This is a genomic window from Nocardioides sp. 616, from assembly GCF_002930065.1.
In the GTDB taxonomy this organism is placed as follows: Bacteria; Actinomycetota; Actinomycetes; order Propionibacteriales; family Nocardioidaceae; genus Nocardioides; species Nocardioides houyundeii.
Map to the genome: position 1 here is coordinate 631,190 of NZ_POAG01000017.1, position 22,253 is coordinate 653,442.

Genomic DNA, 22,253 nt, shown 5'->3' on the forward strand with positions numbered 1-22,253 from the left:
CGTCGTCGATGCACACCTCACAGGAGATGGGAGGCAGTTCTGATGGCTGCTCCTGCATTGGTTGCACTCGCCCACGGAAGCCGTGACCCTCGGTCCGCGGCCACGATCAAGAGCCTGATCGGGGAGGTACGGCGCCTGCGTCCGGACCTGCGCATCGAGCAGGCGTTCCTGGAGCTGGCGAAGCCGGGTTTCCAGCAGACCGTGGACAAGCTCGTCAAGGCCGGCTTCGACGAGATCGTCGTCGTGCCGTTGCTGCTCACCGAGGCCTATCACGCCAAGGTGGACGTCCCGGCTGCCGTGGAGGCGGCGATGGGGCGCCACCCGGGACTGAAGGTCCGCTCCACCGGTGTCCTCGGTCTGGAGACGGCGTTCCTGGATGTCCTCGACATCCGCATGCGCGAGGCCCTCAGGGCGGCCCGGGTGCGCGAGCTGGACGCGCTGGTCCTGGCCGCGGCCGGCTCGTCCGACGCGCTGGCCAACCAGTCGGTGGCCCGCCTGGCGCGGACCTGGGGAAGCCGGCACAAGCTGCCGGTCACGGCCGCCTTCGCCTCCGCGACCCCGCCAACCACCGGCGAGGCGGTCCGGGCGTTCCGGGCCCAGGGCAAGCGGCACATCGCCGTCGCCTCGCTCTTCCTGGCACCCGGCTTCCTGCCGGACCGGGCGGCCGAGCTGGCCGTCGAGGCCGGCGCGGTGGCGGTCTCGGATCCCCTGGGGGCACACCCCGAGGTGGCCCGCACGATCCTCGCCCGGTACGCCGTGGGCGCGGTCGAGCTCGTGCCGGTCTAGGGGCTCAGCCCACCAGGCGCTCGACGAGGTGCTCCAGGGCCCGGGCCGGCTCCGCGGTGATCCCGCCATGGACCGGTCCGGGCTGGAGCACCGTGGACTTCGGCGCGCGGAGGAACCCGAAGCGCTGACCCATGGGCTTCGTCGCTGCGGTCCCTCCGCGGGAGTCCCCCGCACAGACGCCCGCCACGAAGTCCAGGGCCGCGCAGACCTGGTCCACGTCCAGGGAAGGTGCGAACGAGCTCAGCCGGTCGCGGTCGCACCGCCAGGCCACGTCGAGGAACTCCGTGCTCTGGCAGTACAGCACCACACCGACGTTGAGGAACTCCTCGCGATCGGGTCGCGGGACGCAGCGCAGGACGACGTACTGGTAGGACAGCCGCGTCATGCCGCACCTCCGGGCAACCACTGCCGGCTTCCCAGCCGGGCCGTCAGGAACTCCACGTAGGCGGTCCTGAGCTCGGCCGGGCTGACACCCGGCACCCAGGTCAGCCACTCCTCGGGCACCAGCGCCACGATGTCGGTGAACACCTCGGTCGACAGGACCGCACGCGCTGCGGCGTCGGCCGCCCCCAGGTCGCCCAGGAACTCGCCCAGCACGTGGTCACTGCTGTCCCACGGCTGCGCCGCGAACCGCTGCGGGTCAGTCACCTGGGTCGTCCAGGCGTGATGGAAGTAGAGCGCCGCTCCATGGTCGATGACCCAGACGTCGCCGTGCCAGACCAGAAGGTTGGGGTTGCGCCAGCTGCGGTCCACGTTCGCGGTGAATGCGTCCAGCCACAGGATGCGCTCTGCCACGCCCGGCTCGATGGTCTGGGCTCCGTCGAACCCGAAGGCGCCCGGCAGGAAGTCCACCCCGAGGTTCAGGCCCAGGCTCGCGGTGAGCAGGTCCTGCACCTCCTCGTCGGCCTCGTACCGGGCGATCTCGCCGTCCAGCTCCAGGGCAACCAGGCGCGGTGTCCGCAGACCGATGCGACGGGCGATCTCACTGACCAGCACCTCGGCCACCAGGACCCGGACGCCCTGGCCCGCACCGGAGAACTTGCACACGTAGATACCCAGGTCCTCGGCCTCGACGAGACCGGGCAGACTCCCACCCTCACGCAGCGGAGTGACGTACCGGCTGACCCCGACCCGCGGGATCACGCCGGACCTGGCGCGCACGTGTGCTTCATGAGCACATCATGACTGATCCGGTTCCAGGTCCGAGCCCAGCTCCTCTCGGACCACCGCGAAGGCCATGCCGCTGGAGTAGCCCTTGCGGGCCAACATTCCCACCAGTCTCCTGGTAGCGGTCACCGTGTCGAGCGCGCGCATGCTCCGCATCTTCTTGCGGACCAGGACCCGTGCCGCGGCCTCCTCGTCGGCGGGGTCGATCTCCGCCACCGCCTCGCGCACCAGCTCCTCGTCGATCCCCTTGCGGCGGAGCTCCTGGGCCAGCGCGCGCCCGGCCAGGCCCTTGCCCGGCTGCCGGCTCGCGATCCACGCTCGGGCAAACGCCTCGTCATCGACGAGGCCCACCTCCTCGAACCGGTCCAGGAGCGCCTCGGCGATCTCCACGGGAACGTCCTTGGCGGCCATCTTGTCGGCCAGCTGCTTGCGGCTGCGAGCCTGCCCGGTCAGCTGGTCCAGCAGGATCTTGCGGGCCACCGCCTCGGGGTCCGCCTCGGGCCCCGCCTGGACCGGATCCTCAGGTACGGATCCGGTCCACGCGGCGACACCGTCGTGCACGTCGCCCTGCCACCGGGACCTCGGGCGTCTCTGCGACATCACAGGTCAGCTCGGACTCAGAAGTCCTTGACGCCGATCGGCTCGTCCGAGAGGTCGTCCACCACCGGGGTGTTCACCTGGGGGCCGACGCCGAGCTTCTCGAGGATCTTCTTCTCCAGCTCGTTGGCCAGGTCGGGGTTGTCCTTGAGGAAGGACCGAGCGTTCTCCTTGCCCTGGCCCAGCTGGTCGCCCTCGTAGGTGTACCAAGCGCCGGCCTTGCGCACCAGGCCCGCCTCCACGCCCACGTCGATGAGCCCACCCTCGCGGCTGATGCCCTTGCCGTACATGATGTCGAACTCGGCCTGCTTGAACGGCGGCGCGACCTTGTTCTTGACGACCTTGACCCGGGTCCGGTTGCCGACCATCTCCTGGCCGTCCTTCAGGGTCTCGATCCGACGCACGTCCAGACGCACCGAGGAGTAGAACTTCAGCGCCCGACCACCGGTCGTGGTCTCCGGGGAGCCGAACATGACCCCGATCTTCTCGCGCAGCTGGTTGATGAAGATCGCGGTGGTCTGGGAGTTGTTCAGGGCACCGGTCATCTTGCGCAGTGCCTGGCTCATCAGCCGGGCCTGGAGCCCCACGTGGCTGTCCCCCATCTCGCCCTCGATCTCGGCACGAGGCACGAGGGCCGCCACCGAGTCGATCACGATCAGGTCGAGGGCGCCGGAACGGATCAGCATGTCGGCGATCTCGAGCGCCTGCTCGCCGGAGTCCGGCTGGGAGACCAGCAGGGCGTCGGTGTCGACGCCGAGGTTCTTGGCGTAGTCGGGGTCGAGCGCGTGCTCGGCGTCGATGAACGCCACGATGCCGCCCGCTGCCTGGGCGCTGGCCACCGCGTGCAGGGCGACGGTCGTCTTTCCCGACGACTCCGGACCGTAGATCTCCACCACCCGGCCGCGCGGCAGACCACCGAGGCCCAGCGCCACGTCGAGCGCGATGGAGCCCGTCGGGATCACCTCGAGCGGCGCCCGGGTCTCGTCGCCCAGTCGCATGACCGAGCCCTTGCCGAACGACTTCTCGATATTGGCGAGGGCGGCATCCAATGCCTTCTCGCGGTCTCCACCAGCCATGTCTAGCCCCATTCATCTCGTCGGTGTGCCAGGTACGCCTTCGACGCTAGGCGTCACCGCCGACAGCGCTGGTCGGACTGACCCGGGCTGTGGAGAAACCGCTCACACGTCGTACCTGTGCACCCAGCGTAGCCCGAACAGGTGTTCGATCAAGACTTCCCGCGCCCGCGTGTCGCGCTCGGGTCCAGCGGCGCCCCGATCGGTGCCGCGGGCGGTGCCGCGGGCGGACTCGCGACACGTCGCGCGACCAGGCCGGCGCCGACCACCCCGGCGGTGAGGAACGCCGCGAAGACATTCAGGGCCGGGTAGCCCCAAGCCCCCACGACCACTCCGGCGAGGGCGCCCGCGGCCGCGGCCATCAGACCCATCGCCATGTCGGCCGCGCCCTGGACGTCGGTGCGGGCGTCCAGGGGGGTGAGCTCCGCGATCATCGTGGAGGCGGCCACCGTGACCAGGGACCAGCCGAGGCCGAGCAGGAAGAGGCCGACGGTGATCCCGGCGGAGTGTCCCTCGGGTGCCCGCCCACACAGCAGCAGCGCCAGCAGCAGCACCACTGCTCCGGCCAGCAGCACCGCGGGACGGCCCGCCCGGTCCGCGGCGATGCCGGCCAGCGGCGAGAAGGCGTACATGCCCAGCACGTGCACCGAGATCACGAAGCCCACCAGGTCCAGCGCGGCTCCGCCGTGCTCCATGTGCAGCGGCGTCATGATCATCACCGCCACCATCACCGCGTGTGCGGAGGCCAGCGCCCCGATCGCGGCTGCCAGCGCCGGCGTGGCCCGCACCACCTGCCACGCCCGCTGCCACGAGCGCCCTGCGGGGACCCGCGGCTGCTCCGGTGCCAGCTCGCGGGCGGTCAGCAGCGGGTCCGGGCGGAGGAAGACCCCCAAGAACGCCGCGGCGAGCAGCATGCTGAGGGCACCCAGGGCGAACGGCCCGGTGAGCTCGGGGATGTCGAGCCGACGGGACAGCGCCGCGGCGGGACCGGTCAGGTTGGGTCCCAGCACCGCGCCCACCGTGGTGGCCCACACCACGGTCCCCAGCGCCTTCGCGCGGGTGGCGTCGGGCGCCAGGTCGGTCGCGGCGTACCTCGCCCCGGAGTTCGCCGCCGTGGTGGCCCCGAGGAGGGCAGCGCCGACGAGGAGCAGCCCCATCGAGTCCAGCACGCCGGCGACCACGGCGAGCATTGCCCCGGACGCGCCGATCAGCAGTCCGGTCACCTGGCCGAGTCGCCTGCCGCGAGCGGCCATCAGGCGCGCCAGCAGGTAGGAGGCGAACGCGGCCCCGAGCACCTGGGACGTCTGCGCGAGGCCGGCCTGGCCCTCGGAGCCGGAGATGTCACGGGCGAGCAGGGAGGCCGTGGCGATGCCGATGGTGATGCCGACCGCCCCCAGCGCCTGGCCCACCACGAGGACCCGGACGGTCCGGCGCTGGATCCGCCGTACCTGCTCGGACTCGAGCCGACTGTTCATCTCGCTGACTCGGGGAGCTCCAGGACCCGCCACACCGCCGCCCACACCTGCTTGGGCGGGACCCCGTCCTCCAGGGCCTCGTCGACTGTGCGGGAGCCGAGCTCGGTGATCACGAAGAGCTCGGACCAGGAGCTGGCCTCCCGACCCAGCACCGCCTCGAGGCGGGCCCGGAGCTCGGTGTGCCTCACGGGCTTCCCACGTCGTCGCAGCCGATGTCGTGCAGGTGGTGCAGGACGTCGTGGAGGTGGTACTGCCCCAGGGCGCGCACGGTGAACTCACTGCCGTTGCTGCGCAGCCCGCTCCGATCCTCCTGCTCCGCGGTCACGCCGGCGTACAGGGCGGCCACCTCCGCGGCGGCCTCGAGCAGCTCGACCTCCACCTCCACCGGGTCCTGGGTGGCGTACGCGGACTCCACGGCGGTGGCGTCCTGGTCCCAGTTGGCGAAGGTGGGCCGGTCGGCGGCGAGCATGGCGCGCAACCGCTCGGCGAAGACGCGGTGCACGTCGCGGACGTGGCACGCGTACTCCAGCACCGACCAGGTCCGGGGATCGGGACGCAGTCGCACGTCGCCGACGTGCCGCATCGCGTCGCCGAAGCGCAACGCACTCTCCTTGAGCAGCCCGGGCAGCGAGGCGACCTCCAGGTCGCTCGACACCAGTCCGCACTCCGGGCAGCGACGATCCAGGACCCAGGTCCAGTCCTTGGTCTCCGGCACGATCTCCTCGGCAGCTGGCACGGGCACATTCAACCAGCCGCCGTACACCCGTGCCGCACCTGCAACGATGCACTCATGTCATCCTTCGCCACGCGATCCGCAGAAGAGCGCGACCTAGCGGTGATCTCCTCGATCTACACCCAGGCCGTGGAGCACTCGACCTCCACGTTCGACTTGGAACCGCCTGATCTCGACTACTGGCGGGCCCGCCTGGACGGCCAGCACCCCGGGGACCACCTGCTCGTGGCCGTGGACTCCGACGACGTGGCCGTGGGCTACGCCTACTCCTGGTCCTACCGGCCCCGCCCGGCGTACCAGCTGACTCGGGAGACCTCGATCTACCTGGACCGCAAGGTCCGTGGCCTGGGAGTGGGCAAGCTGCTCTACCCCGCCCTGCTGGAGACCATGGCCGTCTCCGGGGTGCACAGCGCGATCGCCCTGGTCGCCCTGCCCAACCCCGCCAGCGAGCGGCTGCACCTGGCGACGGGCTTCGAGAAGGTCGGGCAGATGCGCGAGGTCGGCTACAAGTTCGACCAGTGGATCGATGTCGCCTGGTACCAGAAGCTGCTGGTCACCCTGCCCTGAGGCGCTCCGACGTCCGCGCCCTCACTTCAGGAGCAGCAGGTCCAGGCGCCGCCGGACGATCGCGAGACCGAGCAGCCCCATCAGCAGCAGGTAGACCACGCTCACCCCGGACGCCCAGGAGAGCTCGCCCGTGGTGAGCTCGCGGCACAGCACCACACCGCGGTACAGCGGCGTCGCCTCCACCAGCCAGCGCAGGGCCCCGTCACCGAACTCGGTCACCGGGAAGAAGGTGGCCGAGAACAGGAACAGCGGCAGCTGGGCCAGGGTGATCTTGTCGAAGTCCTGGAAGGACTTCATGTAGGTCGTCAGCCCCATGCACACGGCCGAGAACGCGAAGGCGATCAGGATCGCCGCGGGCAGCGCCAGGACCGCCCACCAGGAGCTGATCAGCCCCATGGCCGCCATCACCAGCAGGAACGCCGCCGAGTACGTGGACCCGCGGATCAGCCCCCAGGCGATCTCGCCGCGCGCGACGTCCCGGGTGGTCAGCGGCGTGGCCAGCATCTGGTCGTAGAGCTTGTCGTACTTGAGCTTGAAGAAGACGTTGTAGGTCGAGTCCATCAACGCGCCGTTGAACGCCGACGCCGCGAGCATCCCGGGAGCCACGAACGCGGCGTACGAGATCGGCTCGCCGTTCAGCTCGAATCCCTCCACCAGCTGACCGACGCCGACCCCGATGGAGAACAGGTAGAACACCGGCTCCAGGAAGCCGGTCAGGAAGAGCTTCCACGCCGACCGGTAGGTGATGTAGTTGCGCAGCACCAGCAGCCTGGCGGCCTGGACCGGAGTGAGAGGCGACGGGATCACCGTCTGGCCCATGATCGCCACCTCAGACCTCCAGCCGCTTCTCGAGACCGGTCACCGCGAGGCGCCACCCCACGACGGTGAGCGCCGCCAGCACCGCCACGTGCACCAGCGCCGCACCCACGTCCACGTGGTCCAGGCAGAGCATGCGAGACAGGTCGACCCCGTGCCACAGGGGAGTCACCACGGCCACCCACTTCAGCGCCGGTCCCAGGTTGTCGATCGGGAAGAAGGCGCCGGAGAAGAGCGTCAGCGGCACCACGCCGAGTCGGAACAGCACGCCGAACCCCTCCTCGGAGCGGAGCCGGACGCTGAAGGCCATCACCAGGCAGCCGAAGGAGATCCCCACCAGCACCTGGGCCAACCAGGCCAGGACCGCGCCCCACCAGGTCGCGAACACCCCGAACGGCGCCAGCACCAGCATGAACACCGCGCACGCGGAGGCCACCCGGAAGAGCACGAACCCCAGGTGCGCGTTGACGATGTCACGGATCGACAGTGGCGTGGCCATCTGGGCCAGGTAGGTCTTGTGCCACTTGATCCCGCCCATCACCGGGTACGTCGTCTCGCCCACCGCGATCTGCATGGCGTGGCTGGCCACCAGGCCGGGGACGACGAAGTCCAGGTAGGACGTCGCGCCCTCCAGCCTGCTCGGGTCGCCCTCGATGAACCCGCCCAGGAGCACGCCCATGGCCACGACGTAGAAGAGCGGGGCCACGAAGCTGGAGATGGCACCCCCGCGCCAGGTGCGCTTGAACACCGTCCACCAGTAGTCGACCTGGCGGGCCGCCCCTTCGACCGGGGAGAGCTTGGTCGCCATCAGTCGACCAGCGTCCGGCCGGTCAGCGCGAGGAAGACGTCCTCCAGGGTGGAGCGGCGCACGAGGACCGCCGCCGGACGCAGCCCCCGCTCGTGCACCTTGGCCACGACCTCCTCGCCGTTGTCGGAGTAGACCAGGAGACGGTCCGGCAGCACCTCGGTCCGCTCGCCGAGGTCGCTCACCTTCTCCGCGGCCCGCTCGTTCTCGCCGGCGCCGAAGCGCAGCTCGGTGACCTCTCGGGTGGAGTTCTGCCGGATCAGCTCGATCGGACTCCCCTCGGCCACGATCAGCCCCTTGTCCATCACCACCAGGCGGTCGCACAGCTGCTCCGCCTCGTCCATGTAGTGGGTGGTGAGCACCAGCGTCACCCCCGCGTGCTTGAGTCGGAAGAGCTGGTCCCAGAGCACGTGGCGGGCCTGCGGGTCCAGGCCCGTGGTCGGCTCGTCCAGGAGCAGCAGGTCGGGTGAGTTGATCAGGCTCCGCGCGATCGTGAGACGGCGCTTCATGCCACCGGAGAGGTCCTCGACCCGCGCCTTGCGCTTCTCGGTGAGCTGCACGAACTCCAGCAGCTCCTCGGCCCGGGACCGGACGTCGGCCTTGGGGATGCCGAAGTAGCGGCCGTAGATGTAGAGGTTGTCGAAGACGTTGAGCTCGTTGTCGAGGGTGTCCTCCTGCGGGCACACCCCGAGCCGACCCCGGATCGTGGGCCCGTCGACGGCCGGGTCCAGGCCCAGGATGCGCAGCTGACCGGAGGTCACCGGGCTGACTGCGGCGATCATCCGCATCGTGCTGGACTTGCCGGCGCCGTTGGGGCCGAGGAACCCGAAGGCCTCGCCACGGCGTACGTCGACGTCGATCCCCTTGACCGCCTCGAAGGTGCCGAAGGACTTGCGCAGTGCTGTGGCGTGGATCATGGACTCTGTCACGGCGCCGACCTTACGCACCGGCGCCGACACGACGCAGCCGGGTTTCCCGTTCACCGGCCCGGGTCGTGGGGTGCCCGGTGACAAGATGACACGGTGCCCGCGCTCGACGACTTCAGTGCTCCCACCCGTGAGTGGTTCCGCGCTGCCTTCGAGAGCCCCACACCCGCCCAGGAGGGTGCGTGGACGGCGATCCGCCAGGGCCGCCACGCCCTGGTCGTGGCACCCACCGGCTCGGGCAAGACGCTGAGCGCCTTCCTGGCCGGCATCGACTCCCTGCTGACGACGCCCCCTTCCGACCCCAAGCACCGCTGCCGGGTGCTCTACATCTCCCCGCTGAAGGCGCTCGCCGTGGACGTCGAGCGCAACCTGCGCGCCCCGCTCACCGGCATCCGCCACACCGCGGCGCGGCTCGGCACCGAGCTCCCCGATGTCCGGGTGGGCATCCGCTCCGGGGACACGCCGCCGGCCGAGCGACGCAAGCTGGCGACCAGTCCGCCCGACATCCTGATCACCACGCCCGAGTCGCTTTTCCTGATGCTGACCAGCCAGGCACGCGAGTCCCTGCGCGGGGTCGAGACGGTGATCCTCGACGAGGTGCACGCCGTCGCCGGCACCAAGCGGGGCGCGCACCTGGCCCTGACCCTGGAGCGGCTCGACGCGCTGCTGCCCAGCCCAGCCCAGCGCATCGGCCTGAGCGCCACGGTCCGGCCGCTGGAGGAGGTGGCGCGCTTCCTGGGCGGGACCGCGCCGGTGGAGATCGTGGCGCCGCCCAGCGAGAAGCAGTGGGACCTCAAGGTGGTCGTGCCCGTGGAGGACATGACCGCCCCCGAGGAGTACGACGAGGAGTCCGGCGATCCCCGGCGGAGCCAGTCGATGTGGCCGCACGTGGAGGAGCGGGTGGTCGACCTCGTGGAGCAGCACCGCTCCACGATCGTCTTCGCCAACTCCCGCCGGCTCGCGGAGCGGCTGACCGCCCGCCTCAACGAGATCGCCGGCGAGCGCGCCGCCCTCGCCGAGAGCGAGCAGCCCACGACCGTGGTGATCGCGAAGGCGCACCACGGGTCGGTCTCCAAGGAGCAGCGGGCCCTGATCGAGGACGACCTGAAGCAGGGCCGACTGCCGTGCGTGGTGGCCACGAGCAGTCTCGAGCTCGGCATCGACATGGGCGCGGTCGACCTGGTGATCCAGGTCGAGTCGCCCCCCAGCGTGGCGAGCGCACTGCAGCGCGTCGGGCGCGCCGGTCACCAGGTGGGTGAGACCAGTCGCGGAGTGCTGTTCCCCAAGCACCGCGGCGACCTGGCGCAGACCGCGGTGGCGGTGCGACGCATGCTCAGCGGCGACATCGAGAGCCTGCGGGTCCCCACCAACCCGCTCGACGTGCTGGCCCAGCAGGTGGTCGCCGCCACCGCGCTGGAGGAGTGGGACGTCGAGGAGCTCTTCGACCTGGTCCGGCGCGCGGCCTCGTACTCCTCGCTCCCCCGCAGCGCCTTCGACGCCACCCTCGACCTGCTCAGCGGCCGCTACCCGAGCGAGGAGTTCGCCGAGCTGCGGCCCCGCATCGTCTGGGACCGGGTGACCGGCGCGCTCACCTCGCGGCCCGGCGCCCAGCGGCTCGCGGTGACCAGCGGCGGCACCATCCCGGACCGCGGCCTCTTCGGCGTCTACCTGGTCGGCGAGGGCACCGGCCGCCGGGTCGGCGAGCTGGACGAGGAGATGGTCTACGAGTCCCGGGTCGGGGACGTGTTCGCCCTGGGCGCGACGAGCTGGCGCATCGAGGACATCACCCACGACCGGGTGCTGGTCACCCCCGCGCCCGGGGTCCCGGGCCGGCTGCCGTTCTGGAAGGGCGACACCCTCGGCCGGCCCGCGGAGCTGGGTGCGGCGATCGGCGCGTTCTGCCGCGAGCTGGCCGCGATGGGCACCGGTCCGGCAGTCGAGGCCGCCCGGGCCCAGGGGCTCGACGAGTACGCCGCGACCAACCTGGTGCACTACCTCTCCGAGCAGCTCGAGGCGACCAACGTGCTGCCCAGCGACCGCCAGGTGCTCGTGGAGCGGTTCCGCGACGAGCTGGGTGACTGGCGCCTGGTCGTCCACTCCCCCTACGGCACCCCGGTGCACGCGCCGTGGGCGCTGGCCATCAACGCCCGCCTGCGGGAGCGGTACGGCATCGACGGCCAGGCGATGGCCTCCGACGACGGCATCGTCATCCGCATCCCCGACGCCGACGACGAGCCGCCCGGCGCGGACCTGGTGGTCTTCGACCCCGAGGAGATCGAGCAGCTCGTCACCGCCGAGGTCGGAGGCTCGGCCCTGTTCGCGAGCCGGTTCCGCGAGTGCGCCGCGCGCGCCCTGCTGCTCCCACGTCGCGATCCGGGACGACGCAGCCCCCTGTGGCAGCAGCGTCAGCGCAGCGCCCAGCTGCTCGAGGTCGCCTCCCAGTACCCCTCCTTCCCCATCGTCCTGGAGGCGGTGCGGGAGTGCCTCCAGGACGTCTACGACCTGCCGGCCCTGGTCTCGCTGCTCAAGGCGGTGCAGCGGCGCGAGGTGACCGTGGTCGACGTGGCGACCACGCAGCCCTCGCCGTACGCCCGGACGCTGCTGTTCGGCTACGTCGCGCAGTTCATGTACGAGGGCGACTCCCCCATCGCCGAGCGACGTGCCGCCGCCCTGAGTCTCGACCAGGGGCTGCTGGCCGAGCTGCTGGGCCGCGCCGAGCTGCGCGAGCTGCTCGATCCCGAGGTGCTCGCCGAGGTGGAGGCCGAGCTGCAGTGGCTGGTGCCCGAACGCCGGGCCCGGGACGTCGAGGCCATCGCCGACCTGCTGCGGCTGCTCGGTCCGCAGAGCGCGGAGGAGATCACCCGGCGCACCGTGGACGGCGTCGACGTCCCGGCTGCCCTGGAGCAGCTGCGCCTGGCCCGGCGGGTCGCGGAGGTGCGGATGGCGGGCCGGCCCGTGTGGTGCACCATCGAGGAGATCGCCCGGCTCCGCGACGGCCTCGGGGTCCCGGTGCCGGCCGGCACCCCGGTGGTCTTCACCGAGCCCCAGGAGGACCCCGTGGGCGACCTGGTCGCGCGGTACGCCCGCACCCACGGGCCGTTCACCTCCGCCGACGTGGCCGACCGGTTCGGGATCGGCGAGGCGGTCGCCCGCCACGCGCTGCAGCGACTCTCGGCGCGGGGCCGGGTGCTGGACGGCGAGTTCCGCCCCTCCGGCGCCGGTCCGGAGTGGTGCGACGCGGAGGTGCTGCGAAAGCTGCGCCGGCGGTCCCTGGCCCGGCTGCGCAAGGAGGTCGAGCCCGTCACCCAGACCACGCTGGCGCGCTTCCTGCCCGCCTGGCAGAAGGTGGTGACGCAGCGTGGCGGGCTGCGGGGCGTCGACGGGGTGCTGAGCGCCATCGACCAGCTGGCCGGGTGCGCCGTCCCGGCCAGCGCGTTGGAGCCCCTCGTGCTGGCCGCCCGGGTGCGCGACTACCAACCGGCCTTCCTCGACGAGCTGACCGCCTCCGGCGAGGTGGTCTGGGCCGGGCACGCCCCGCTGCCAGGCAGCGACGGCTGGGTCAGCCTGCACCTGGCCGACCAGGCTCCGCTCACCCTGCCCGACGCGGACGACACCGAGCTCGACGAGCTCCAGCTGCGCCTGCTCGCGACCCTGGAGCCCGGGGGCGCCTGGTTCTACCGCCAGCTCGCCGACCAGGTCGGCTCGATGTCCGACGCTCAGCTCAGCGCCGCCCTGTGGGGCTTGGTCTGGTCGGGCCGGGTCACCAACGACACCCTGGTGCCGTTGCGCGCCCTGGTCCGATCGGGCACCGCCAGCCACCGCACCCGGCGCCCACCGCCCCGCACCGGACGCATGCCGAGCCGGGGCGGCCCCCCGGAGACCGCCGGTCGCTGGTCCCTGCTCCCCCTTCGCGACACGGACCCGACGCGTCGCGCGCACGCCGGCGCCGAGCACCTGCTCGAGCGGCACGGCGTCGTGACCCGCGGCGCCGTGGTGAGCGAGCGAGTGGTCGGAGGGTTCGCGGCCGTCTACAAGGTGCTGTCCGCCTTCGAGGACTCCGGGCGCTGTCGTCGCGGCTACTTCGTCGAGGGACTCGGCGCCGCCCAGTTCGGGACCGCCGGCGCCGTGGACCGGCTGCGCACCTACAGCGAACCCGTCGAACGCGAAGACCCGGTGTGCCTGGCCCTGGCCGCGACCGACCCCGCCAATCCCTACGGGGCGGCGCTGGGCTGGCCGGAGTCGACGGGTGGGCACCGTCCCGGTCGCAAGGCGGGCGCCGTCGTGGTCCTGGTCGACGGTCGTCTGGTGATGTACGTCGAGCGCGGTGGCCGCACGCTGTTGACGTGGTCCGAGGAGCCGGAGATGCTCGTCCCGGCCGCCGCCACGCTGGCAGATGCCGCCCGCCGTGGTGCACTGGGACGACTGACCGTTGAGAAGGCCGACGGCGAGCAGCTGCTCGGCGCCGGTGGCACCCCGCTGCGCCTGGCGCTGCAGGAGGCCGGATTCGTCGCCACACCGAAGGGGCTGAGGATGCGTGCCTGAAGGAGACACCGTCTGGCGGACCGCCCGGCTGCTGGATCGCGCCCTGGCGGGCCACCAGCTGGTCTCGACCGACTTCCGCGTGCCGCAGCTGGCCACCCACGACCTCGCGGGAGGCAGGGTCCGCAACACCGCGAGTCGCGGCAAGCACCTGCTGACCCGCATCGACGCCGATCGGCAGTGGACCCTGCACACTCACCTCAAGATGGAGGGAGCGTGGCAGGCCTACACCCGCGGCAGCACCTGGCGCCGACCCACGCACAGCGCACGCGTGGTGCTGGAGACCGCCGATCGCGTCGCGGTGGGATTCTCCCTGGGGATCGTGGAGCTGCTCGCCCGCGAGGACGAGCACCTGGCGGTCGGGCACCTCGGGCCGGACCTGCTCGGGCAGAGCTGGGACGAGGATGAGGCGCTACGCCGCATCACCGCCGACCCGTCCCGGCCGGTCATCCAGGCCCTCCTGGACCAGACCTGCATGGCCGGGGTCGGCAACATGTACGCCGCCGAGCTCTGCTTCACCAGCGGCGTCGCCCCCACGTCGCCCGTCGGGGACGTGCCCGACATGCGACGCATGGTGCGGCGGGCCAAGCTGATGCTGGAGGCCAACAAGGAGCGCGCCGAGCAGTCCACCACCGGCGACCTGCGGCGCAACCGACGTACCTGGGTCTATCGCCAGGAGAGCTGCCTGCGCTGCGGCACCGCGGTGAGCGTCGAAATGGTCGGTCCGGTGGGCCGGGAGCGGGCGGCGTACTGGTGCGCCAACTGCCAGCCGGGCTGAGCGTTCCTCCACGACTCGCCAGGAGCCGCGGCGGCCACAGCCTCAGGCGGCGGAGGCGACGACGTCGTTGGTCGGCAGGGGGCGGGCCACCTCGAGGCGGGTGGCGGCAGTGAGCGCCTCCTCCTGGGCTACGACCTCACTGACCTCGCGCAGCACCAGCGAGAGCGGCATGTCCAGAGCGGCGCACAACGAGGCCAGCAGCTCCGAGGAGGCTTCCTTCTGACCACGTTCGATCTCGGAGATGTAGCCGAGGCTGACACGGGCCTGCGCCGAGACCTCGCGCAGCGTCATGCCCAGCTCCATCCGCTTGTGGCGGAGGACTTCGCCGAGGGACCGACGAAACAGCACCATGCGGACGTCCTTCCGGGGATCGAGTCGTAGAGAGCCCACGCTACCGGAAGGAGGAAGGCACGCTGGCTATTCCCCCACCCTCGTGTCCCCGAGCCGGTCCCGGAGCAGGTCGACGGCCCGCCGACAGGTCTCCTCCTGGATCTCCCACCGGTTGCCCGAGAGCGCCAGCGCGACCGCGGTGACGCCGTCCGGCCCGGCGATCCCGACGAAGACCGTGCCGGCCGCCTTGCCCTCCTGGATCCCGGGGCCGGCGACGCCGGTGGTGCTGACCGCCCAGGTGCTGCCCAGCAGCGCCCGCACCCCCGCGGCCATCGCCTCGGCACACCTGGCCGAGACCACCCCGTCGGTGGCGACCACCTCGGCAGGGACGCCGAGCAGCTCGGACTTCACCCGCGTCGCGTAGGCGACGACCCCACCCACGAAGGCCGCGGAGGCTCCCGGTACCTCGGTGACCGCCGCGGCGAGCAGCCCACCGGTCAGGGACTCCGCCACCGACAGGGTCGCCTCGGAGTCGGCGAGCAGCCTCAGCAGCTCCCGGACGTCGCCCTGCTCCTCGGTCACCGTCGCCCCTTCACCCGCACGGACACCGTGGTGCGCCCGGGTCTCGTGGTGGCGTCACCGAGGTACTCCACGACGATCCGCCGCACCCCGGGGCGGCAGAACGGTCCCACCGACAGCACCGCCCGGCCCCGGGTGAGCTCCGCCCGACCCACGGTCCGGCCGCCGAGGATCGCCCGCACGATGCCTGTCGGGGCACCGCGCGAGGAACGCACCACCGCGGTCAGCCGAGCGCGACCGCGGCCGACCTGGACCACGCGCGGGGCCACCCGGGCACGTACCGAGGCTGGGACCGTCCGCCGGGTGGCGAGGCCGACCAGCTCCGGGTCGTGGTCGGAGGTGGCGAAGGGGTCGGCAGCGCTGAAGAGCTGGCGCACGTTGTAGTTGAAGCGGCTGTACTGGTACGCCGGGGACTCGCTGGAGTTGATGCTCCAGATGTCGGCGCCGGTCACCATGGCCATGGCCGCCGGGTTGCCGAGCACGTGGTCCAGGGAACCCGACAGACCGCCGTAGGAGTAGGTCTCCTCCCCCTGCGACTCGACGGGGGCGTAGCCCCGGTCGTAGAGCACGTGCATGGGGTCCTCCTGGCTGTAGGAGTTGAAGTCTCCGACCAGGAAGACGGCCTTGGCGCGGCGGGCCGCGGCGAACTGGGTCGCGAACTCGCCGAGCCGGGTCGCCTGCCGCACCCGGTCGCCGTTGAACGCCCCGGTGTCGGGGCTCTGGGCGTTGTCGCCGGTGGCCGGCGGGGTGCTGTCACCCTTGGACTTGAAGTGGTTGGCGATCACGGCGAACGCCTCGGGCCTGCCGGCGCCGCGGGGACGGAAGGCCTGGGCGAGCGGCTCCCGGGCGTTGGCGAACTCCGTGGTGTCCAGCAGGAGGTCGGACCGTCCGACCGGGCGGACGGCGCGGTGCTGGTAGATGAACGCGGAGCGGATGACGTCCTGCTGGCTCACCGCCGCCGGAACGACAGCCTCCTGGGGCGAGGGCACGAAGCGCCACCGCCGCGATCCGGCGTCGGCGTTGAGCGCCGTGACGAGCGAGGCCAGGGCGTCGTCGCGGTCGGCCTCCCCCACCAGCTTGATGGAGTTCTCGACCTCCTCGAGCGCCACCACGTCGGCGTCGAGGGTGTTGATGGCGCGCACCAGCTTGGCCTGCTGCCGGCCGAAGCTCGCCGCGGTCGCGGCACCTCGCGGCCCGCTGCCGTCGTTGCCGGAGCCGGTGCCCACGCCGCAGGACCGGTTGCCGATCCGGTTGCCGTCCCGGTCTTCGAACCAGGTGCAGGCGGTCTGGACCGGCGGCGACTGGGCCGCGCCCGCGGCGACGTACTGCTCCCCGGTGGTGTTGAAGTAGTTGAGCACGTTGAAGGTCGCCAGCCGCAGGTCTCCGCCCACCGGCGCCGGGGCCGCGTTGGTGGCGCGGGTGTCCTGGAACGTCGCGGTGTCCGTGCCCTGGTCGGTCACCGGCCGCCTCGGCTGCAGCTTCCAGGTGTTGTTGCGGAAGTCCAGGATGACGGGGGCAATCAGCGTGGCTCGCGCTCCGACGCGCACCGAGTGCGTGGCGCTCAGCCACGGCAGGGGCAGGTCCTGCTGCGGGGAGTCGTTGGTCAGGTAGTTGATCCCGGTGCCGTCGTCCAGGGTCACTGCACGGGCCGCGTTGTCGGCCTTCACCCGGGCCAGCCCGGCGACGTCGTCGTCGCGCACGACCTCGGTGGGCTGCACCAGCGGCGTGCCGCCGGTGGCGAGACCGATCTCGCCGTACTGGTTGGTGGCGAAGCTGTTGGTCACGGTCAGCTCGTCGGTCAGGGTGAGCAGCTCGCCCTCGTGGGCCTCCCGGCCGGCGTCCGTCGTCGGGTACGCCGTCTCCAGCGCGGTCACGGGCGCCAGCGGCGCGGCCAGCTCGACCACGCCGGCGCCGTCGGCGACGACCTGGGTCAACCCGAAGAACTCCGCCACCTCACCGGTGACCTGCACCGAGTCGCCGACCTCGACGCCCGCCAGCGGGGACGCGCCGGCGTAGACGAAGACCGCGTCCGAGGCCGACGGGGTCGCGTCGGTCCCGCCGCCCGTGCCCGAGGTCTGCAGGTAGAAGCCATCGAAGCCGCCGTACGTGCCGAGCTCGGCCGGGTAGGGATCCCCGAGCACCGCGGTCACCACGCCGCGCGTGGAGGCCCTGGTCCCCACCAGCGGGGAGGTGTCCCCGGGGCCCTGGATCTCCGCGATGCTGCGCGCCGTCGGCGCGGCCGGGTCCACCGGTCCGGGACCCGTCGGAGCCTGGGTCTGCCCGGCGGCGTTGGTCGGGGTGGGCGCGCCGATGGTGAAGTCCGCGGCGTTGTCGTCGGTGTCCCCCGCCGGGCGTGCCGCCGACGTGGTGCTGGTCAGGGCGACGCCCGTGGGGGCAGTCTCGAACACGCTCGGCGTGGTGCCGAAGCCGACCAGGTCCACCACCCGCTCCTGCGCCACCGAGCTGCCGGGCCTGAGGATGACCGGGGTGGTGCCTTCGGCCAGGAAGGCGATCCCGTTGCTGCCGGACAGGTTGAGCTGCCCGGAGGCGTCGACCGCCGGCAGGGCGGTGCCCTCGGTCCCGCCCGCCTGGCCCACCAGGTAGTGGCCGCCGGCGGGGACGCTCCCGGTGAGCGCGGTGACGCCCGTGCCGCCGTTGCCGGCGGAGCGGTACTGGACCGACATCCCGGCGACGCTGATCGCTGCGGAGGTGGGGTTGAACAGCTCGACGAAGTCCTGGTTGCGGACGGCACCGCTGTTGCCCCCGGCGCCGTACACCTCGCTGATCACCAGACCGGTGCCTGCGGGGTTCGCGGTGGCGCTCAGCGGCACCAGCGCGGTGGCGGCGACCAGCAGGCCGAGACCGGCGGGGAAGGCGTGGTGGCGACGAGGCGGGGCAGTGCCCATGGGTGACTCCCGAGAGATGAGATGAGGTCCTGGTTGGCATCCTCTACGACAAACGCCGGGGGCGACAGAGCGCCAGGTGAAGTCCTGCCGAACACCCCGAGACGCGAAGGAGGGACCCGGGGCAGCCCCGGGTCCCTCCTCTTCGTGCGGTGCGGTCAGCGGCGACGTACGCGGATCTTGTACGTCTCCTTGACTGCCTTGTAGTTGTCATTGCCCGCGTAGCGGACCTCGATCGTGCGCATGCCGGTCTTGCGCAGCGCCTTCAGCGTGATCTTGGCCCGGCTCTTCGGCTTGCCCTGGACCTTGGTGAGGGTGGTGAAGTACGTGCGCCCGTCGACCTTGATCCGAACCTTGCCCGCGACCTTGCCCTTGTTCTCGGCCGTGACGAAGACCCGGACGCGGGGCTTGGTCTTGCCGACCTTCACGACCTTCGGGAAGACCCGGAAGGCCTTGAGGGTCGGCTTGGTGCGGACCACCTTGCGGGTCACCGTGGTCCCCGACGGCTGGGCCACCAGCTCGATGGTGTCGGCAGCCGGCACGGTGAACTGCACCCGGACCCGGCCCACGTTGTTCATCTTGACGGACTTCATGATCTTCCGCTTGCCGTCACGCACCCGCACCACGTCGACCGAGGTGTTGCGAACGGCGCCGACCGAGCTCATGTCCAAGTCGGCCAGCTTGACCTTCAGCGGGGCACCGGCGGTGAGCGTGTCCGGCAGGTTCTGGGTCCGGACCTGCTGCAGGGCGAAGTCCGGGGCGACCGGCTGCGCCTGGGTCTGCTGCAGGTACTTCAGCCACACGTCCCGGTCCACCAGACCGGTGTCCTTGGCCGCGCCGTCCTTGAAGCCGGTGAAGTTGTCACCGCCGGTGGCGAGGAAGGAGAACGTGGAGACCTTGTAGACCTTGCTGTCCTTCACCCACTTGTCGTCGATCCGGATCGAGGTGATCCGCGATCCCACGGGACGCGAGAGGTCCTGGGTGACCTCGACGTTGTCGGAGAGGCCCAGGTGCAGGTAGGGACGCTGGGAGCCGGCGGGCTGCCACTGCTGCTCCAGCACCTTCTTCAGCTGGGCGCCCGTCAGGTCGACGGTCCAGACGTTGTTCACGAACGGCAGCACGTTGTTGGCCTCGGCGTAGGTGATCACGCCGTCGGTGTTGGCCGGGTTCGTCGCCGGGGAGCCGGCGTGCAGCAGGTCGGCACGCAGACCGCCGGGGTTGACGATGCCGAGGTCCGGAGCGGCGACCTCGGCGGGAACCCCGTCGCGCAGGGCGTTGGCGACCAGGTCGCCCAGTGCGGACTCCGCACCACGGTCCTCGGCGGGCTTGCCGGACTCGTCGACACCCTTGTAGGCCCGGGTGATGTCGGCACTCTGCCGGCCCACGGGCTGGTTGCCGATCTCGGCGGCCTTGGCCAGCGCGGCCTTGACGATGTCGTCCACGGACTTGACCGTCGGGTTGCTCAGGTCGGCGCTGTCGGCCCGCTTGATGTTGGCGGCCCGGACACCGGTGACGCTGGGACCGCCGGCGGCACCGACGTCCACGGTGAGCTTGACCTGGCCGACGTTTGCGGCGTACTCACCGGTCTGCAGGTAAGCCCGCGTCCCGCCACCCGGCTTGGCACCGGTCCAGGCGTAGGTCTGGTGGGTGTGACCGTTGAGGATGGCGTCGACGCTGCCGGTCATGGCCGCCATCCGGGCGAAGGCACCGCCCTTGGCGACCTCGGCCTCGAAGGTGGATCCTCCACCGACCTGCGCACCGGAGTGGAAGCTGGCCACCACGATGTCAGCCTCGCCGTTGGCCGGGTTGCCGTCCTTGAGGGCGTCGGCGTACTTAGCGGCGGCTGCGACCTCCTCGCTGAACGCGAGGTCGGCCACCCCGGCGGGGCTGACCAGCGAGGGCGTCTCGTCGGTGACGCCGCCGACCACACCCACGGTGAGGTCGTCGCTGGTGTCACCCGGGGTCCCGCTGTCCAGGGTGAACGTCCAGTACGGCGGCAGGGCCGTCTCGCCGTTCGCCTTCAGGGTGACGTTGGAGGCCAGGTAGGCCCAGTCCGCGTTGCGGCTGGCGGCGCCGGGCGCGCCGGGGCCGATGACTCGGTCGCGCAGGTCGGCCCAGCCCTTGTCGAACTCGTGGTTGCCGACGGCTGAGGCGTCCAGCCCCACGGCGTTCAACACGTCGATGGTCGGCTGGTCGCCCTGCACGGACGAGGCGAACTCGGAGGCGCCGATCAGGTCACCGGCCCCGACCATGAGGGTGTTCGCCGGCGTGGTGGTGTCCGCGGAGACGGCCGCTACGGTGCTGGCCCACTTCGCGGTGTTGGAGTTGATCCGGCCGTGGAAGTCGTTGACGGCAACGATGTTGACCTCGACCGAGGGCGCTGCTTGTGCAGCACCTCCCGTAGCGGCTACCAGCGCCAGCGGCGCGGCCACCAGGCCCGAGATGGTCGCCGACGCCGCAAGGCGTCGTGGCAAGAAGTTGTGTGCTGACACAGTGAGAATCCCCGTTCGAATGGATTGGTGATCCGGCTCACCATAACGGCACGGGAGGGTCTTGGTGTTACTGGTGTGACTTGGCCGCCGCGTCCGGAGAGGCCGCACGGCGGGCCCGGACCACGTCCCGGAAGAACTCGTACCCCGACCACATCGTCATCGCCACGGCCCCGGCCAGCGCCACCTGGCCGAGGTAGAACAGCACCTCACCGGGGGTCCCGAAGACGTCGAAGGCGCCCCCGTGCGCGTCCCCGTGGGGCAGCGGCAGCAGCAGCACGCCGAGGGCGACCGCCTGCAGGGTCGTTTTGATCTTGCCGCTCTGGGAGGCGGCCAGCACGACGTCCTTGAGCACCGAGAGGCGCAGCAGCGTGACGCTCCACTCACGCAGCAGGACCACGATCGTCACCCACCACCAGATCTCGCCCACGAGCGAGAGCCCGACGAACGCCATGCCGGTGATGGCCTTGTCGGCGATCGGGTCGGCGATCTTGCCGAAGTCGGTGACCAGGTTGTGCTTGCGCGCCAGGTCGCCGTCGATCTTGTCGGTGATCATGGCGACCGCGAAGATCGCGAACGCCACCCACCGCCACACCGAGGAGTCTCCCCCGTCGTGCAGCAGCGCCCAGCCGAAGACCGGCACCAGCAGGATGCGCAGCACGGTGAGCGCGTTGGGCACGTTGAGGTTGCTCGGCCGCACGCTCTCGGTGCTCACGCTGGGAGCTCCGCTACCAGGTCGACACCCTCGGTCCCGACGACCACCGCGTCGAGCAGGTCGCCGATCTTGACGCTCGCCGGGGCGTCGAGCAGACGGGTGGTGCCGTCCACCTCCGGGCCCTGGTGCCGGGCACGGCCCTCGACACCGTCCTCGAGGGACTCCACGAGCACCTCGACGCGCTCGCCGACCCGCTCCTCGGCGCGCTGGGCGTTGAGCTCCTCCACCAGTGCGGTGACGTGGGCGGTCCGCTCCGCGACCTCGTCGGGGTCGAGCTTGCCGTCGTAGCCGGCCGCCTCGGTGCCGTCCTCGTCGGAGTAGCCGAAGACTCCCGTCACGTCCAGGCGCGCGGCCTCGAGGAAGTCGCAGAGCACCTGCAGGTCGTCCTCGGTCTCTCCGGGGAAGCCCACGATGACGTTCGACCGGACGCCCGCCTCCGGCGCCTGCGCCCGGACCCGCTCCAGCAGGTCGAGGAAGCTGTCGGGGTCGCCGAAGCGCCGCATCCGGCGCAGCAGGGTGGCGCTGGCGTGCTGGAAGGAGAGGTCGAAGTACGGCACCACGCCGGGGGTGCCGGCGATCGCCTCGATCAGCCCGGGACGGGTCTCCGCGGGCTGCAGGTAGGAGACCCGGACCCAGTCGATGCCGTCGATGGCCGCGAGCTCGGGCAGCATCGTCTCCAGCAGCCTCAGGTCACCCAGGTCCTTGCCGTAGGACGTGGAGTTCTCGCTCACCAGGAAGAGTTCCTTGACGCCCTGCTCGGCCAGCCACCGGCCCTCGGCGATGACGTCGCTCGGCCGACGGCTCACGAAGGACCCGCGGAAGCTCGGGATCGCGCAGAACGCGCAGCGTCGGTCGCAACCGCTGGCCAGCTTGAGCGGGGCCATCGGGCCGCCGTCCAGCCGGCGACGCATCGCGCGGGGCCCGGTGGCGGGCGACTGCTCGGCCTCGAGGTCCGGGACCGCGTGCCCGGGCACG

The 22,253-nt window shown here is 71.5% G+C and carries 20 protein-coding genes; 4 read left to right on the forward strand and 16 right to left on the reverse strand.

The genetic code is table 11. The features are described 5' to 3' along the window. Positions 1-42: 42 nt before the first annotated feature. Complete coding sequence (locus C5H89_RS09410; RefSeq protein WP_104106719.1) at positions 43-786, forward strand: sirohydrochlorin chelatase; 744 nt, start codon at positions 43-45, stop codon at positions 784-786. Between the two features lie 4 nt (positions 787-790). Here the strand turns inward: C5H89_RS09410 and C5H89_RS09415 are convergent, their stop codons facing one another. The 7 genes from C5H89_RS09415 to C5H89_RS18930 all read right to left on the reverse strand — a co-directional run bounded on the left by C5H89_RS09415 (position 791) and on the right by C5H89_RS18930 (position 5,834). Beyond that, positions 791-1,171, reverse strand: a complete 381-nt coding sequence (locus C5H89_RS09415) for a DUF3037 domain-containing protein (RefSeq protein ID WP_104106720.1) — start codon at positions 1,169-1,171, stop codon at positions 791-793. Next, a complete protein-coding gene (locus C5H89_RS09420; protein ID WP_104106721.1) occupies positions 1,168-1,947 on the reverse strand; it encodes a HipA family kinase in 780 nt (259 codons plus the stop codon). Before C5H89_RS09420 ends, C5H89_RS09415 begins: the two co-directional genes overlap by 4 nt. Before the next feature lie 18 nt (positions 1,948-1,965). After that, a complete protein-coding gene (locus C5H89_RS09425) occupies positions 1,966-2,553 on the reverse strand; it encodes a regulatory protein RecX (protein WP_104106722.1) in 588 nt (195 codons plus the stop codon). A 17-nt stretch (positions 2,554-2,570) separates the two neighbouring features. Next, positions 2,571-3,626 (reverse strand): recombinase RecA, encoded by a 1,056-nt coding sequence (gene recA, locus C5H89_RS09430; protein WP_101524745.1) that lies wholly within the window; start codon positions 3,624-3,626, stop codon positions 2,571-2,573. 149 nt (positions 3,627-3,775) lie between these two features. Next, positions 3,776-5,098: an MFS transporter gene (locus C5H89_RS09435; protein ID WP_104106723.1), complete on the reverse strand. Its 1,323-nt coding sequence runs from the start codon at positions 5,096-5,098 to the stop codon at positions 3,776-3,778. Continuing rightward, entirely contained in the window at positions 5,095-5,286 is a 192-nt protein-coding gene (locus C5H89_RS09440) for a DUF3046 domain-containing protein (RefSeq protein WP_104106724.1), read from the reverse strand. Before C5H89_RS09440 ends, C5H89_RS09435 begins: the two co-directional genes overlap by 4 nt. Beyond that, on the reverse strand, positions 5,283-5,834 hold the full coding sequence (locus tag C5H89_RS18930; RefSeq protein WP_104106725.1) for a DinB family protein: 552 nt from the start codon (positions 5,832-5,834) through the stop codon (positions 5,283-5,285). Before C5H89_RS18930 ends, C5H89_RS09440 begins: the two co-directional genes overlap by 4 nt. 54 nt (positions 5,835-5,888) lie before the next feature. Between C5H89_RS18930 and C5H89_RS09450 the strand changes: the two genes are divergently transcribed. Then, on the forward strand, positions 5,889-6,398 hold the full coding sequence (locus C5H89_RS09450; RefSeq protein ID WP_104106726.1) for a GNAT family N-acetyltransferase: 510 nt from the start codon (positions 5,889-5,891) through the stop codon (positions 6,396-6,398). A 21-nt stretch (positions 6,399-6,419) separates the two neighbouring features. Here C5H89_RS09450 and C5H89_RS09455 read toward each other — a convergent pair whose 3' ends face one another. The 3 genes from C5H89_RS09455 to C5H89_RS09465 are packed head-to-tail and all read right to left on the reverse strand — an operon-like array spanning position 6,420 to position 8,936. Next, the gene (locus C5H89_RS09455) at positions 6,420-7,217 is read right to left on the reverse strand and encodes an ABC transporter permease (protein WP_101526199.1); all 798 of its coding nucleotides are present in this window, start codon (positions 7,215-7,217) and stop codon (positions 6,420-6,422) included. Between the two features lie 10 nt (positions 7,218-7,227). Then, complete coding sequence (locus C5H89_RS09460) at positions 7,228-8,022, reverse strand: ABC transporter permease (RefSeq protein WP_104106727.1); 795 nt, start codon at positions 8,020-8,022, stop codon at positions 7,228-7,230. Beyond that, positions 8,022-8,936, reverse strand: coding sequence for an ABC transporter ATP-binding protein (locus C5H89_RS09465; RefSeq protein WP_104106728.1), 915 nt, complete (start codon positions 8,934-8,936; stop codon positions 8,022-8,024). The genes C5H89_RS09460 and C5H89_RS09465 overlap by 1 nt, the downstream gene beginning before the upstream one ends. Before the next feature lie 105 nt (positions 8,937-9,041). On the opposite strand from C5H89_RS09465, the gene C5H89_RS09470 reads away from it, so the two are divergent. Further along, the gene (locus C5H89_RS09470; RefSeq protein WP_104106729.1) at positions 9,042-13,487 is read left to right on the forward strand and encodes an ATP-dependent helicase; all 4,446 of its coding nucleotides are present in this window, start codon (positions 9,042-9,044) and stop codon (positions 13,485-13,487) included. Continuing rightward, the gene (locus C5H89_RS09475) at positions 13,480-14,262 is read left to right on the forward strand and encodes a DNA-formamidopyrimidine glycosylase family protein (RefSeq protein ID WP_104106730.1); all 783 of its coding nucleotides are present in this window, start codon (positions 13,480-13,482) and stop codon (positions 14,260-14,262) included. Before C5H89_RS09470 ends, C5H89_RS09475 begins: the two co-directional genes overlap by 8 nt. A gap of 42 nt (positions 14,263-14,304) precedes the next feature. Here the strand turns inward: C5H89_RS09475 and C5H89_RS09480 are convergent, their stop codons facing one another. From C5H89_RS09480 to C5H89_RS09505, 6 genes are all read right to left on the reverse strand, one after another. Beyond that, positions 14,305-14,613 (reverse strand): helix-turn-helix transcriptional regulator, encoded by a 309-nt coding sequence (locus tag C5H89_RS09480; protein WP_101524753.1) that lies wholly within the window; start codon positions 14,611-14,613, stop codon positions 14,305-14,307. A 66-nt stretch (positions 14,614-14,679) separates the two neighbouring features. Next, positions 14,680-15,174: a nicotinamide-nucleotide amidohydrolase family protein gene (locus C5H89_RS09485; protein WP_104106731.1), complete on the reverse strand. Its 495-nt coding sequence runs from the start codon at positions 15,172-15,174 to the stop codon at positions 14,680-14,682. Continuing rightward, positions 15,171-18,077, reverse strand: a complete 2,907-nt coding sequence (locus C5H89_RS09490) for an ExeM/NucH family extracellular endonuclease (RefSeq protein ID WP_104106732.1) — start codon at positions 18,075-18,077, stop codon at positions 15,171-15,173. The genes C5H89_RS09485 and C5H89_RS09490 overlap by 4 nt, the downstream gene beginning before the upstream one ends. Positions 18,078-18,232: 155 nt before the next feature. After that, positions 18,233-20,566, reverse strand: a complete 2,334-nt coding sequence (locus C5H89_RS09495; protein WP_162799308.1) for a 5'-nucleotidase C-terminal domain-containing protein — start codon at positions 20,564-20,566, stop codon at positions 18,233-18,235. 67 nt (positions 20,567-20,633) lie between these two features. Further along, positions 20,634-21,278, reverse strand: coding sequence for a CDP-diacylglycerol--glycerol-3-phosphate 3-phosphatidyltransferase (pgsA, locus tag C5H89_RS09500; RefSeq protein ID WP_104106734.1), 645 nt, complete (start codon positions 21,276-21,278; stop codon positions 20,634-20,636). After that, positions 21,275-22,253, reverse strand: a 979-nt coding sequence (locus tag C5H89_RS09505) for a radical SAM protein (protein WP_104106735.1), incomplete at its 5' end; no start/stop codon positions are given. The genes pgsA and C5H89_RS09505, both read right to left, overlap by 4 nt.

What these genes read in the sequence shown, in the direction of transcription:
- C5H89_RS09410 (WP_104106719.1), top strand. Translation starts at nt 43, where the DNA reads ATGGCTGCTCCTGCATTGGTTGCACTCGCCCACGGAAGCCGTGACCCT.
- C5H89_RS09415 (WP_104106720.1), bottom strand. Translation starts at nt 1,171, where the DNA reads ATGACGCGGCTGTCCTACCAGTACGTCGTCCTGCGCTGCGTCCCGCGA.
- C5H89_RS09425 (WP_104106722.1), bottom strand. Translation starts at nt 2,553, where the DNA reads ATGTCGCAGAGACGCCCGAGGTCCCGGTGGCAGGGCGACGTGCACGAC.
- recA (WP_101524745.1), bottom strand. Translation starts at nt 3,626, where the DNA reads ATGGCTGGTGGAGACCGCGAGAAGGCATTGGATGCCGCCCTCGCCAAT.
- C5H89_RS09435 (WP_104106723.1), bottom strand. Translation starts at nt 5,098, where the DNA reads ATGAACAGTCGGCTCGAGTCCGAGCAGGTACGGCGGATCCAGCGCCGG.
- C5H89_RS09450 (WP_104106726.1), top strand. Translation starts at nt 5,889, where the DNA reads ATGTCATCCTTCGCCACGCGATCCGCAGAAGAGCGCGACCTAGCGGTG.
- C5H89_RS09455 (WP_101526199.1), bottom strand. Translation starts at nt 7,217, where the DNA reads ATGGGCCAGACGGTGATCCCGTCGCCTCTCACTCCGGTCCAGGCCGCC.
- C5H89_RS09460 (WP_104106727.1), bottom strand. Translation starts at nt 8,022, where the DNA reads ATGGCGACCAAGCTCTCCCCGGTCGAAGGGGCGGCCCGCCAGGTCGAC.
- C5H89_RS09465 (WP_104106728.1), bottom strand. Translation starts at nt 8,936, where the DNA reads ATGATCCACGCCACAGCACTGCGCAAGTCCTTCGGCACCTTCGAGGCG.
- C5H89_RS09480 (WP_101524753.1), bottom strand. Translation starts at nt 14,613, where the DNA reads ATGGTGCTGTTTCGTCGGTCCCTCGGCGAAGTCCTCCGCCACAAGCGG.
- C5H89_RS09490 (WP_104106732.1), bottom strand. Translation starts at nt 18,077, where the DNA reads ATGGGCACTGCCCCGCCTCGTCGCCACCACGCCTTCCCCGCCGGTCTC.